This is a genomic window from Primorskyibacter flagellatus (genome assembly GCF_048268605.1).
Classification (GTDB): Bacteria; Pseudomonadota; Alphaproteobacteria; order Rhodobacterales; family Rhodobacteraceae; genus Primorskyibacter; species Primorskyibacter flagellatus.
The window spans coordinates 151,892-164,488 of the sequence record NZ_JBLWVF010000007.1; the positions used below are offsets into that span (position 1 = coordinate 151,892).

The following is a 12,597-nucleotide window of genomic DNA, read 5'->3' on the forward strand; positions in this document are numbered from 1 at the left end:
GTCAGGCAAGCTCCTGTTGGGGAATGTCGTTTTGCGCTTCGGCCGCGGCACGAGGTGCCAAGCCATAAAAGGTAAGGGCCGGACCGGTCATGCCGCCACCTGCAAGATCGGCGGGCAGGGTGGCGAGGGTCGAGGACAGAACGCGCTGATCGTGGCGGCTGGCGTTCTCGACCACGGTCACGGGAGTTGCCGGATCCGCGCCGTGCATGATCAGACGACCCTGGATGAAACGGGCCGATTTCTTGCCCATATAGATGGCGGCAACCTCGCCCGGCTGTGCCAGTGCCCGCCAGTCGTGATCGGCAAAGCCCTTTGTGTCATGGCCGGTCAGAAAACGGACGGAGCTGTTGCGGCCGCGCTTTGTCAGACTTTGCCCGATAGAGGCCACAGCAGCAGAGGCCGCAGTGATACCGGGCACGATGTGCCAGCTGACATCTGCGGCATCGCAAGCGTCGATCTCTTCGTCAAGACGCCCGAACACCGTGGCATCGCCGGATTTCAGGCGCACGACGCGCGCACCCGTCCGGCTATGCGCAACGATCAGCGCATTGATGTCTTCCTGTGTCATCGACGGGCCAAAGCCTTCCTTGCCCGCATCGACCAGCCGCGCGGAGGGATTCACAAGCGCAAGGATCGCCGGGCTGATCAGGCGGTCGTGGATCACGACCTCTGCCTCATCCAGCGCGCGGCGGGCCTCGAGCGTCAGCAGGTCGGGATCGCCGGGGCCGGCCCCCACAAAGGCCACATGACCGAGGCGCGTATCGAGGATGGCTGTCAGGTCAGTTACAGAGCCTTCAGCTTGCGAGGTCCCAAGGCGGTCTTTAGATTCAATGCGCGCCGACTGAGCACTTTCTGCCGCGAGCGTGTCCGCCACCTTTCGCAGGGCAGTGGCGAGGCGCGACAAGGCGCGCTGCACCAGCGGAAGGCTTGCGCGGTTTGGAATAGTCGAAAGATGCATCATGGCGCAGTCCTCGTTCGGGTACGTTTCTTGCCCCCTATATAGGAAAATTTTCCCGATTTTGCCTAGACACCTGGCCCAATAAGGACGAGTTGTTCTAACTTGAGGGGCGGGGAGAGAATTTTTCCCGATTTATAGCCGAAAGGTGAAATCATGGCGCGCATGGACGAAACAGACCGGAACATCCTCAGGGCATTGCAGAGGGATGCCAGCCAGTCGCTGGACGATATCGCGAAGGAAGTGGGGTCTTCCAAGACGCCGGTATGGAACCGAATCCGCAAAATGCGCGAAGCTGGCGTGATCGGCAAACAGACCGTCGTGCTGGATGCCGAAGCATTGGGATTCGAAGCGTGTTTCTTTGTCCTGATCCGCACCAGCGAACACGAGGCGGCCTGGCAGCAAGCCTTCCTCAAGGCATTGAAAGAACGGCCCGAAGTGCAGGAGGCGCATCGTCTGGCGGGGGATATCGACTATATCCTGAAAGTCCGGGTCAAGAACGCCCGCGCCTATGACAGCTTTTATCAGGCGCTGATCTCGGAAGTGCGCGTGCATAACGTCACGGCCTTGCTGTCGATGGAGGAAATCAAATCCACCACCGCGTTGCCACTGTGATGGCTTGACCGAATTGGGCGCTTCCGCGCGCTCTTTTTCAGATTGTGGTGGCGTGACGGGCCATTTCAAACGCATCGATCGATGCGGGGCAGGGGATCAAGTGCCGCGGTCCGACAGTCTTACCGATGCGACGCGGCAACGCGGAATCCGCAATTGCCGGTCGAACTGTCCGGGTCGTTGCGGGTGCGTGAATGGGCGTGGTAACGGTCGCAATAGCTGTCGTGGCAGAGGTAAGAGCCGCCGCGCTGCACCCGACCGGTGCCTGAGCCGGGGCCGCGCGGGTCACGGGCGGGGCCAATAGGACGGGTGTCGCCGAACCAGTCCTGCACCCATTCCCAGACATTCCCTGAACAATTATAAAGCCCGTAACCATTTGGCGCGAAAGCATCGACGGGGGCGGTGCCCAGATAACCGTCTTCGGCGGTGTTTGTGTGTGGAAACACGCCCTGCCAGATATTCACGGCATGCTGACCTTCGGGCATCATCGCATTGCCCCAGGGGAATTTCATCCGCTCCAGTCCGCCGCGTGCGGCACGTTCCCATTCCGCCTCTTGCGGCAGCCGCAAGCCAGCCCACCGGCAATAGGCGGCCGCGTCATACCACGCGATGTGGACGGCGGGATGATTTGGCTTGTCCTCCCAGGACGACCCCGGACCCGTCGGTGCCGCCCAGGAAGCCCCTTCCACTTGCCGCCACCACGGCAGGCCGGGCGGCGCGTTGGGCCAGCGCGCCGGGTCGTCCAGCAACAAATGAAACACAAAACTCCAGCCCCAGATCTCGGCGACGGTGCGATAGCCCGTCGCTTCGACAAAGCGCGCATAGTCGGCATTCGTCACGGTGGTGGCCGAGATCCGGAAAGGCGAGACACGGACCTTGCGGCGCGGCGCGTCAAGATCGGCCGGATATGTGCTCTTGCGGGCACCCATTTCGAAGAAGCCGCCGGGGATCTCAATCAGGCGCGCCCGCAATTCGTCCTGCACGGCGGCCGGCGCGACAGGAACCGCGTTCGCATGGGTCATCCAGTCGCGTTGCGCGAGGTTTGCGGCGCTTGGGGTGCAACAGGTGTCGCCTTGCTCGGCTTGGCAAGCGTTCTTGGTTGGTGCGTTGACGCGATTTTCAGTCAAGTAGGCCTCTTGGGGTTCGGAAAGTCGTCGTCGGTGAAACGGCCTGTAACGCTTTGCAAAAACCCTGTCAGATTTGTCCGTATCGGGGATAAATCTGACCGAAGGATGAATCGCGATGCGTGGAGGGTTTTCGGGCCGAGGGAATGGAAATCCCCGTCAGTCGGCTTGCGTCACAATACGATAGTCTTGCAGTTCATCAGGCACAAAAACGTAAATTTCGTCCGGGGGGGTCAACAAGGCAGGCTGCATGACGCTGAGTTCGATGTTCATTTCTTGCAGAAAGGCCATGACTTCGCCCTGACCGCGCTGGATCGATTCGACAGCGAGAAAGGCCGGCAGAATGGTGTTCTCGCCGAAATAGTGTTGATGCACGCCGACTGAGGCCTCTGCCGCCACCGTCCGGGTGACGCCCCCCATCAGGATATAGGGGCAGGCGGACAGGCAGACGGTGCGCCCTGCCATGGAGGTGTCCAGACCGGCCTCGCGGATCGCTCTGCCGATCTGGAGCGCGTCGTCCACGGAGCCGCCCGGTGAATGCAGCGCGATACGCTCTATGTCGGGGTTTGCCTTGAGTGCGTCGGAAAATCGCGCGGCATCGCCTGCAAGGACCGTGCCGGTCACAACAAGGCCGGGCGTGCCGTCTATATCCGTCGGTTCGAACAGCAGGCGCGAGGGCATGTCGGACGGAATGCCGTAAGGCAGCGTTCCCGGCTGGGTCAGGCGCGGTGACGGGTTGAATTTGCGGGTCTGGTCGCCGGGGGCCACGGGCGTGTCAAATTCCGGCTGCTGCGACGGGTTGAACAGGTTTGGCAGAGCCGCGCCCATATCGCCTGCGATCAGCAGCACCGCGATGCCGACCTGAAGCGCCAGAATCAGTTTCAACGCGCCTTTCGCGGAGGGGGCCGAAAACCGGGCCGACATCACGACCGCGACCTTTCAGGGTCAAGCGGCACCGCATGCGGGCCTTTGCGGTCGTCATTGGTGGGTGTCGGTGTGGCAGAGGGGGGCGGGCCCGCGACGGTCTCGACATCGCGCAGCGCGATGACGGCGGCCCGCAGTTCCGACAGGGTCATGCGGTCCTCGACGGGCACGTTCCTGCGCCCTGTCCGGATGGCACCCTGTGCCACGGCGATGATCAGGACCAGCACGGCGGGCAGCAGATCAATCGCGATGGCGCCGGCCCAGGAGGGCACAAAATCGCCCGCATAGCGGATCACCGCGTCAGCGGCGGAGATCGGCGTATAGGCGGTTTCCTCGGGCGCTGGCAGGTCCATGACCTCGCGCGCGGCCTGTTGCAGCGTCTGGGCGCGCTGGCCCAGCACATCCATGACAGAGGTTATGGTGGCCTGCTGATTGTTGCGCGCATCGGCGCTGCGCCCGTCCAGTTCCGGCAAGACGACGGCCGCGGCCAGATCCGCGGCGGCGCGTTCCACCAAGGGGGCCACCGAGAGCTGCCGCAGAGTGGTGATGATGCCCGCCAGCCGCACGGCCTCTTCCGAGAAGATGACCGATCGCGCCTCGACCGGGCCGGTCTCTACCGTCAACTCGCGCATCCGTTTCAGGATCGCGTTGCCCTCGGAAAAGGCCGAAGCGACAAGGCCGGACTGGCTGGCGATCTGGGTTTCCAACCCGGCCAGTTCCGCCGATTTCTGGCGCAGAATGCGAAACACCGCACCGCGCCCGGCAAGACCCGACAGGTTGCCCTCTGCCTCTTGCTGGGACAGGTCATCCAGCGTGGTGCGCACGCGGGCCACGTCACGTTCCAGCCCCTGCGCGGCCACGGCCACGGAATGGGATTGCTCCAGAGCGCCCTGATAATCCTGAACGGTGCGCGCCAGATGCTGTTCCACGGCGGCGGACCCGGCCAGGGCGGCGGCGTTCAGCCAGCTGGACATGGCCACGATCGCGCCGGAGCCCAGCAACATGCACAGCACCAGCCCGATCCGGCTGGCCGCCGTTTGCATCGCGGGCAAAAGCCGCATCAGGTAGGACCAGAAGACGAAAATTCCGACCGATACCGCAATCGAATAGGCCGCTGCGGCAAAGAAGCTAAGCGCGCCGGTATTGTCCAGCAGCGAGGAGACACCGAGATAGGTGTAGATGCCCGACGCCGTTGCCAGTACCCCCAGCGACGTGCCGGTGATCGTGTCGAGCCAGCTCAGATGGCCCTCGATCTCGCGCGCGTCCCGCATTCGCTGGGTCTGTGCCGTGGTGTCGTCTGTCATCTCTCGCATTTCCTTTGATCGTGGCGCAGTCGGCACCAGCCCGTGCGTTGATGCAATATGGGCCAAGTTTCGCGCAGTACCATAGGCGGCACCTTGCTTGTGCGCCACAGAAGCCTATCTTAAAGATATGTGAACAGGAGTTTCAGATCATGCCAGCGCTCATCCGACTGTATATCACTCAGGTCGCCATCGGTTTCGGTATTTCCGCAGCGTTCGTGGCCGGACTGTTGTGGTTTGACGTGGCAAATCTGGGCTATCTGGTGGCGCATAGCGATATGGGTCTGCTTGCGGTCGTGATGCTGTGGGTGTTCAACGGCATCGTTTTTGCGGGCGTCCAGTTCGGCATCGCGATCATGCGGATGCAAGAAGACGACGAAGGCCCCAACGGTGGTCGCGGTATGCGTGAATACGCAACGGTACCTGTCCGGGTGGAACCCCGCAAGCGTCTGCTTTAACAGCCATTTTCAGGAGATTGCGCCCCGACGTATCGAGGGCGCAAAGTGGCGGGACCGCACCTTCCGTATGGTTATCTCATTCCGGAGGACCTGTTTATACAGGTGGGCGCCAGGTAACCGAACCAGGGTCCGGACAGAGCCAGCTCCCTCGGAATTGCTTAAGGCCACTGGAATGCAACCGTATTACGAGAAGGGCAGTACCCGCCAATCGCAGAGGTAATACGCCCGCACTGTTCCGACAAGGGGTGTCACGAAATATCGTGCCGCTGTCGCGTTCTGTCGGCGCGAGGGCTGTCGTCAGTGAAAATTGCTCAAAAGGCTTGAATTTCGTTCATCTTTTGTTCACAGTTTGGCGATGAAAGATGATCTGCAACCCGGACAGCTTTTGGCGCGTGGCGTGGCGCGGCACCTGCTTGCGCTTGGATTTGTCTCGGTCGAGGAGTTTGTGCCCGATCGCGGCCTGCGCGTCGATGTGGCCGCTCTTGGACCAAGGGGCGAGCTTTGGGTGATCGAGTGCAAGTCCAGCCGGGCGGATTTCATGTGCGATGCCAAGTGGCAGGGCTATCTGCAATGGTGCGACAGGTTCTTCTGGGCGGTCGATCAGGATTTTCCGACAGACCTGCTGCCTGAGGAAACCGGACTGATTATCGCCGATGCCTATGATGCAGAGATTCTGCGTATGGCCCCGGAAGACAGGCTGGCAGGTGCGCGCCGAACGGTGCTGACCCGCAAGATCGCACAACATGCGGCAAGGCGTCTGCAAGGGCTTCGCGATCCGGATGCCGCGATCTGGGGATAGGGGGGCCGGTCAGGCCGTCCGCGTCTGACGCTCAGCGCTTGCCGATGCGCTTTGCGGCTTGTGCAGCGGCGCGGATTTCCTCGGCGATTTCTTCGGCTTCTTCGGGGTCGAAATCCATCGGGATTTCCTTGTCGCCCGCGTAGATGAACAGACGCACCATGCCCTGATCCGTCGGACCGATCTGAAGGTTCGCCTCGATGTCTTTTTCGGTGTTGATGCCCATCGGTTTTCTCCCAGTGATGGCGCGGAGCTAGCGCTTTGCCCGTTGATTTGCAAGCCGGACTCGTTGCGCATCGTGGATCTGGGAGAAGCACAATATCGCAATCTGCCCCAGCGCCATATCGGATGGCGCGTTGAACGCAAGGCAACCGCCGCATGGTCTGCATATTTTGCGGTGTCAACGGGCGGCACAAGGCGCGGTCGCAAGCCCGGCATATCTTTGATGCCGGCGTTGTCGTATCGTGGGTCTGGATTGATCTGCGAGCGTACGAATTCCTGACCTAAAGGGCTTGCAATCACATCCGCTTGGCGCTATTCCGCCCGCCAGTGCCGCCTTAGCTCAGTTGGTTAGAGCGCTGGATTGTGGATCCAGAGGTCCCCCGTTCAAGCCGGGGAGGCGGTACCAACAACCTTCGCTACGATACTACGATTTGTACGCTTGGGCCACGGCGAGGGGCCGTCGACTGTTGATTGCCAGATCCTTTGCCCGCGCCAGCCCACTTGAAGACTCCTGTTCCGCGCGAGGCAAAAACACGAACATGTGCAGACGATCCGTTCGCGTCTCCGCTGTTCAAATGGCCAAACGCTAAAAACACTGGCTGCGCCTGGCAATCGCAATCAGCTATTTTACGGCGGCGGCAAGCGCCTGTCGCAGCACGTCGCGGTCCCCGATATGGTTTGCAAGGATCAGGATCAGACGCGCGTTGAGCGCATCGCTTTGGGCCTTGGTCAGCCCGTCATGCGCGGCCAGAAGGTCGGCATAGACATCATCCGGGCTGTCGATATTCGGTTTCAGGATCAAGGCGCTCATTGCTGGCTCTCCATTCCGGTGGCGCGGCGCATGGCTGCGGTGATCTGCTCCGCATCATAGCCGGGGTAGCGCGCCGCGACATGCTGATCCGGTCGGATCAGGTAGACCGCAGTTTCGCTTTCACCCAGATAGCGGGTTTTGATGTGTTCCGTTGGGTCGTCCCCGGTTGAGATTGCGACGCGCGTGAGGGGCAAACCGTCAATATCCAAAACTTCGGGGGCGTCTGTATTTATCGTCAACAGGACAAACGCGCCGCCCAGCCGGGACAAAAGAAACCCATCGCCGAGCGGCGCATCGGGGCAGGGCGATCCGGGGCGGGTACGCTCTGGCCCGTTCAATGCGTCGGGCGAATTCAACGGAGAGCCATCATAGGTGCAAGGCACGGACAGGCGGCCGGAATTCACCATGGGGCGGGCAAATGCGTAATTCTCGCTAAGATCCAGCACGGCGTCGCGGAAAATACGGCTGATCTCCGATTTGGGCGTGATGAAATCGGTCGAACGGGTCGAGTTCAGGATGTTCTCGTCCGCGCCATGCAAGCGTTCCATGTCATAGCTGTCCATCAGGCTTTCGGGTGCTTTGCCGTCAATCACCAGTGCCAGTTTCCACGCGAGGTTGTCGGCGTCCTGCACGCCTGAATTCGCGCCGCGCGCGCCGAACGGGCTGACCTGATGGGCGGAATCTCCGGCAAACAGCACGCGGCCATGCCGGAACCGTTCCATCCTGCGGCATTGGAAGGTGTAGATGCTGACCCATTCCAGTTCGAACTGCGTGTCCTCGCCCAGCATCGCTTTCAGTCGGGGGATGACGTTCTTGGGCTTCTTTTCCTCGGCCTTGTCGATACCCCAGCCCAATTGCAGGTCAATTCGCCAGACACCATCGGGTTGTTTGTGCAGCAGCGCCGACTGCCCCTTGTTGAAATGGGGGTCAAACCAGAACCAACGCTCGGTCGGGAAATCCGCCTGCATGACCACGTCGGCAATCAGGAAATTATCCTCGAACACGCGGCCGACGAAATCCAGCCCCAGCATTGTCCGGCTGGGCGAGCCTGCGCCATCGCAGGCGATCAGCCAATCGGCCTCGACATTGTAGGGGCCTTCGGGGGTGTCCACCTCAAGAGTGACATGGTCGGGCTGGGGGTCGATGGCGGTGACGCGGTTCTTGCCGCGCAGCTCGATCTGCTTGCCTTCGGCCTGAAGCGCACGGACGCGTTCCAGCAGGTGAAGCTCGAAATAGTATTGTTGAAGGTTGATGAATGCCGGGCGCTTGTGACCATCCTCGGGCAGCAGGTTGAAGTCATAGATGCGCCGATCGCCGAAAAACACCTTGCCCTTGCTCCAGATCACACCCTTGTCGACCATGGGCTGGCCGCAGCCCAACCGATCAAGGATTTCCAAGGGGCGTTTGGCAAAGCATATGGCGCGCGAGCCGGAACTGACCCGGTCATTGTCGTCCAGCACGACAACCGGCACGCCCTGTTGCGCGAGATCAATCGCGGTGGCAAGCCCGACTGGCCCCGCACCGATGATGATGACCGAATGACGCAAAGGCGTTGCCGCGTTCTGGTCGGCGCTGCGCGCGTAAGGGTAAAGCGCCGTATCGCAGATCTTGGTCATCGCGTTGCTCCCGTTTCTTCGGAAGGTGGGAGGCCCAAGAATGAAGTCTCCCGTGCTTTGGGCCGGCCCAAATCGGGCCGTGCCGACAAGGTCAGCCTTGCAAAGCCTCCCACATCTCGATGTCTCGCTGCGCCGTCCAGATGCGGGGGGTGTCGATGCCGCGTGCCTCGTCATAGGCGCGGGCGACGTTGAAGGGCAGACAATGTTCATAGATCGCGTAATCGGCGAATTTCGGGTCGCATTCGGCGCGCACGGCGTTCCATGCCTCTTTCAGGCTGCCACCCCGCGCGGCGACGCGGGCGGCAGGGATATAGGTGCTTTCGACAAAATCACGGGTGTTTTCCAACGCGGCATTGACCATGTCGCGGCCCAGCAGGGCATCACCGCGCCCCGGCGCAATGGCGTCCAGATCGAATGACGCGATATTGTCGAGCGTATCGCCCCAGTCGCCGAAATGCCCGTCGCCGCAATAGCAGGCGCTGTGATATTCCACGATGTCGCCGGTAAACATGACGTTCTGATCCGGCACATGCACAACGATGTCCCCCGCCGTATGCGCGCGGCCCAGATGCGTCAGATCAACCCGGCGGTTGCCAAGGTAGACGGTCATGGCATCGTTGAACGTGGTGGTGGGCCAGGTCAGACCGGGAATGCTCTCATGTCCTTCGAAAAGGCGCGGGAAACGCTGGAATTCACTGTCCCAGTCTTCCTGTCCGCGTTCGACGACCATGGCGCGGGCCTGCTCGCCCATGATGACCTGATCGGCACCATAAGCTGACGCGCCCAGTACGCGCACCGCGTGATAATGGGTCATCACGACATGGCTGATCGGCTTGTCGGTGACCTCGCGCACTTTCCCAATGACCATATTCGCCAGGCGCGGCGTTGCCTGGGCCTCGACGATCATCACGCTGTCATCGCCGATGATGACGCCGCTATTGGGATCGCCCTCTGCGGTGAAGGCCCACAACCCGTCGCCTACCTCGGTGAAGCTGATCTTCTTTTCGCCCATGTCGCCCTGGGACGCGAATGCCTTGGCCATCAGTGATCCTCTCTTGCACGTCGGAACGCAGGAATTCGTCGGACATGCCAAATGTTATAGTCCCGCCCGAAGCGTCAGGCGGATCAGGTGCTTAGCAAACGGTTCGTGTTGCGTTGGTCGCTGCGGCATTGCGCGCCGACCCCGGCGATGCCATGCTATTGGCGAGGATCGGCCAGCGCAAGGCAGTCGGGATCTCGCGCCAGCGGTCTGCTTGCGCGGCATGGACTTGGTGAGTGACCAAAGCTCGGTCAATATTGCGAGTTTAGTCACGCGATCTTTGCTCTGGCCGTTTGAACCTTGGGCGACAGCGCTCTTGACGTGCAGTCGCCGGAACAATGCAACCGTCCCCGCCTTTGTCACGCCAAGGCCCGACAGGCGAGACGGTGCGGACCAGATGTCATGTCCAACGACCATCCTGAAACGCGACTTCTGACTTTGGCAAAGCGTTCCTTCGCGCAAAGATCCGCTAAGCATCATCATTTTGATGCGACGATTTGGCAGTCGGCGCGGGTGGCTGCGCCGACTGCCGATTGGTGTCAGTCTACAATCGCAAGCTCTTCGCCATCCCACTGAACCAGGAAGACGTCGGTGCGTGCCGCTCTTTCACTGTCTTCGCCGCCAACAACAAGAAGCCCGCCATCGACCGGGAAAGACCCGCCATAGGCCAGCCCTTCAGGCAATTCACCGACCTGAGTCCACGCGTCGTCTTGCAGCGCGAAAACCTCGGCGGCCCAGTGTTTATCAAGCCCATTGTGGGCATACCAGTTACCGGCTTCGGCTGCGGCCTGCGCGCCAAGGAAGTTGGCACCGCCGGCAACCAGAACGCCATTGTCGGTCAGAGCGCTGTAGGCTCCGGCAAGGCCTTCCTGCACATCGCTGCCATCGGGTGCCGGAACCGGGGCCACTTCCGACCATTCTGCCGCATCCACACCAAAGGTGACGGATTTGACCGCATCAGTGCGCAGCCCCGGCTTGATCTCGCCGTTGACGATCAGGAAGGTTCCGGGCGCGGTTCCAACCACGGCAGAGCCGGTATTCGGCAGTTCGGGATTGGCACCTAGATCGCCCCACGCGTTTGCGGCGGTGTCATAAGTCAAGACCATGTCGTTCCAGCGGTAGTCCTTCGGCTCCATCCCCATGTAGGAATCGACCACCTCATTCCAGGCGTCGGGGTCGGTTTCCTTGTCGATGGCCAGAACCTCGGAAAGATACTTGTCGAAAAGCTCTTTGTTGTAACCGCCGAGAATGGCGATGCGACCATCCGACAGCGTGACCGCACTGGCACCCAGCAGGCCGACCGGCGTGGTGGTGTCGAGCGTTTCCCAGCTGTCGGCTTCGGGATCATAACGGGTGACCGTTTCGAAGATGATCGGGGATGCCGCATCGGCCGTTGCGTTGCCGGATCCGCTGAAGACATAAAGCGCACCGTTCGATACCGCTGTCGCGGGTTGCGATGGGGCAGGGCCGTCGAATTCGGCAAGTGCTTGCCAGCCGGCGGCGGTGTCATTCAGGTCCAGCGCAAAAACCTGCGTGCCGGCACTGCCCAGACCGACGATCAGTTGGTCGCCAATGCGTTCGGCGATTCCGTTCTTCACGCCGACGGGCAGATCAGGCCAATCCTCGGCCAGTGCAGTTCCGGCCGTCGCGGCGAGAAGGGCAAGCGCGCCTGCTCCACCAAGAATTTGGGTACGTAGTGTCATTGTATAGTTTCCTCCTGTTGTGATGTTCCCGGCGCCCGCGGGCGGTTTTTTTGTTCGGGCAGGGACGCCTTCAAACCAGCCAGGGCTTGATTTCGGGGCGCTCAAGAACAGCGCGCATATGCGCTTCGGCTTTGTCTTCGGACATGCGCAGGGACATGGGCGCGCGCGTCTGGCCACAATCAATGCCAAGGACGCGGAAGGCGGCCTTCATGCCCGGCAGAACGCCAGTATCCAGAAGCGCCTCGACAAAGATCTGGGACGCGTCCTGCAATTGCTGTGCGCGGGGCAGGTCGCCATCGCGCAGCGCTGCATCCAGCGCGACATATAGCTTGCCGAGGATGTTGTAGGTCGTTCCGATGCCGCCATCCGCGCCCAGCACGCCGCCGGTCATGTAAATCTCGTCGAAGCCGAAGAAATAGCTGCTGTCGGGGCGACGGCGGCGCAGCATCGAGAACTTGAACAGATCGGTGGAGGTGAACTTGATCCCGGCGACGTTGGGCAGGTCGAGGATACGCTCCAGCGAGTCCAGCGCGATCGGGCGGCCGGTGCGCACCGGCACCTCGTAGACAATCAGCGGCAGGTCGGTGGCGGCGGCCAGATCCGTGTAATAACCTTCGATCTCGGCATCGCTGAACGGGTAGGAATGCGGCGGCAGGGCCGACAGTGCATGATACCCCAGATCCGAGGCGCGCTTTGCCAGACGGACAGAATCGCGCAGGTTGGGCATGCCGACATGGGCGATCAGTTTTGCGCCGCTCTCCTTGGCGCAATCGGCGACGACCCCCTGCTGCTCGGCCAGTTCATCAACCCCCAGAAGGCCCGATTCGCCGCTGCTGCCACCGACATATAGTCCGGCCAGCCCCTGCCTGAGGACATAGTCGGTCAGGCCGCGCTGGCGCGTCTCGTCGAAGGCCCCGTCATCGGCAAGGCCAGTCATCAGCGCGGCATACATGCCAGTCAGTCGTTCGGTCATCGTTGGGGTCTACCTTTTGTCATGCCGCGCCATTGTGACAAGCCGGGACCCGGCTGGACTGAC

At 61.5% G+C, this 12,597-nt stretch carries 12 protein-coding genes, 1 tRNA gene, 1 other RNA gene and 1 pseudogene; 4 read left to right on the forward strand and 11 right to left on the reverse strand.

The window, feature by feature from the left end:
* Position 1: 1 nt before the first annotated feature.
* Positions 2 to 760, reverse strand: a pseudogene (gene cobA, locus ACN0WV_RS10325) (uroporphyrinogen-III C-methyltransferase); the annotation flags it as partial.
* A gap of 351 nt (positions 761 to 1,111) precedes the next feature.
* Between cobA and ACN0WV_RS10330 the strand changes: the two are divergent.
* Complete coding sequence (locus ACN0WV_RS10330) at positions 1,112 to 1,570, forward strand: Lrp/AsnC family transcriptional regulator (RefSeq protein WP_438942717.1); 459 nt, start codon at positions 1,112 to 1,114, stop codon at positions 1,568 to 1,570.
* A 119-nt stretch (positions 1,571 to 1,689) separates the two neighbouring features.
* Here the strand turns inward: ACN0WV_RS10330 and ACN0WV_RS10335 are convergent, their stop codons facing one another.
* The 3 genes from ACN0WV_RS10335 to ACN0WV_RS10345 all read right to left on the reverse strand — a co-directional run bounded on the left by ACN0WV_RS10335 (position 1,690) and on the right by ACN0WV_RS10345 (position 4,919).
* Positions 1,690 to 2,694 carry a formylglycine-generating enzyme family protein gene (locus tag ACN0WV_RS10335; RefSeq protein WP_417605536.1) on the reverse strand — a complete coding sequence of 335 codons (1,005 nt, stop codon included), beginning with the start codon at positions 2,692 to 2,694 and terminating at the stop codon, positions 1,690 to 1,692.
* Between the two features lie 156 nt (positions 2,695 to 2,850).
* On the reverse strand, positions 2,851 to 3,615 hold the full coding sequence (locus ACN0WV_RS10340) for a COG3904 family protein (protein WP_417605538.1): 765 nt from the start codon (positions 3,613 to 3,615) through the stop codon (positions 2,851 to 2,853).
* Positions 3,615 to 4,919, reverse strand: a complete 1,305-nt coding sequence (locus tag ACN0WV_RS10345; protein WP_417605540.1) for a hypothetical protein — start codon at positions 4,917 to 4,919, stop codon at positions 3,615 to 3,617. Before ACN0WV_RS10345 ends, ACN0WV_RS10340 begins: the two co-directional genes overlap by 1 nt.
* A 149-nt stretch (positions 4,920 to 5,068) precedes the next feature.
* Here ACN0WV_RS10345 and ACN0WV_RS10350 point away from each other — a divergent pair, with 149 nt between their 5' ends.
* Positions 5,069 to 5,374 (forward strand): hypothetical protein, encoded by a 306-nt coding sequence (locus ACN0WV_RS10350; protein WP_084353765.1) that lies wholly within the window; start codon positions 5,069 to 5,071, stop codon positions 5,372 to 5,374.
* A gap of 47 nt (positions 5,375 to 5,421) precedes the next feature.
* Here the strand turns inward: ACN0WV_RS10350 and ssrS are convergent.
* Positions 5,422 to 5,578: non-coding RNA, 6S RNA (gene ssrS / locus ACN0WV_RS19510), on the reverse strand.
* Between the two features lie 151 nt (positions 5,579 to 5,729).
* Here ssrS and ACN0WV_RS10355 point away from each other — a divergent pair.
* Positions 5,730 to 6,173 (forward strand): MmcB family DNA repair protein, encoded by a 444-nt coding sequence (locus ACN0WV_RS10355; RefSeq protein ID WP_417605542.1) that lies wholly within the window; start codon positions 5,730 to 5,732, stop codon positions 6,171 to 6,173.
* Positions 6,174 to 6,204: 31 nt separating this feature from the next.
* Here ACN0WV_RS10355 and ACN0WV_RS10360 read toward each other — a convergent pair whose 3' ends face one another.
* A complete protein-coding gene (locus tag ACN0WV_RS10360) occupies positions 6,205 to 6,396 on the reverse strand; it encodes a DUF6324 family protein (protein WP_084353763.1) in 192 nt (63 codons plus the stop codon).
* 325 nt (positions 6,397 to 6,721) lie between these two features.
* Between ACN0WV_RS10360 and ACN0WV_RS10365 the strand changes: the two genes are divergently transcribed.
* Positions 6,722 to 6,798 (forward strand) — tRNA-His (locus tag ACN0WV_RS10365).
* A gap of 216 nt (positions 6,799 to 7,014) precedes the next feature.
* On the opposite strand, the gene ACN0WV_RS10370 is transcribed toward ACN0WV_RS10365, so the two are convergent.
* The 5 genes from ACN0WV_RS10370 to ACN0WV_RS10390 form a co-directional block, all read right to left on the reverse strand.
* Positions 7,015 to 7,203, reverse strand: coding sequence for a DUF2783 domain-containing protein (locus ACN0WV_RS10370; protein ID WP_116598727.1), 189 nt, complete (start codon positions 7,201 to 7,203; stop codon positions 7,015 to 7,017).
* Positions 7,200 to 8,819 (reverse strand): FAD-dependent oxidoreductase, encoded by a 1,620-nt coding sequence (locus ACN0WV_RS10375; protein WP_417605544.1) that lies wholly within the window; start codon positions 8,817 to 8,819, stop codon positions 7,200 to 7,202. The genes ACN0WV_RS10370 and ACN0WV_RS10375 overlap by 4 nt, the downstream gene beginning before the upstream one ends.
* 91 nt (positions 8,820 to 8,910) lie before the next feature.
* A complete protein-coding gene (locus tag ACN0WV_RS10380) occupies positions 8,911 to 9,861 on the reverse strand; it encodes an MBL fold metallo-hydrolase (protein WP_417605546.1) in 951 nt (316 codons plus the stop codon).
* A gap of 536 nt (positions 9,862 to 10,397) precedes the next feature.
* On the reverse strand, positions 10,398 to 11,561 hold the full coding sequence (locus ACN0WV_RS10385) for an N-acetylneuraminate epimerase (protein ID WP_417605548.1): 1,164 nt from the start codon (positions 11,559 to 11,561) through the stop codon (positions 10,398 to 10,400).
* A 70-nt stretch (positions 11,562 to 11,631) separates the two neighbouring features.
* The gene (locus ACN0WV_RS10390) at positions 11,632 to 12,534 is read right to left on the reverse strand and encodes a dihydrodipicolinate synthase family protein (RefSeq protein ID WP_417605549.1); all 903 of its coding nucleotides are present in this window, start codon (positions 12,532 to 12,534) and stop codon (positions 11,632 to 11,634) included.
* Positions 12,535 to 12,597 lie beyond the last annotated feature (63 nt).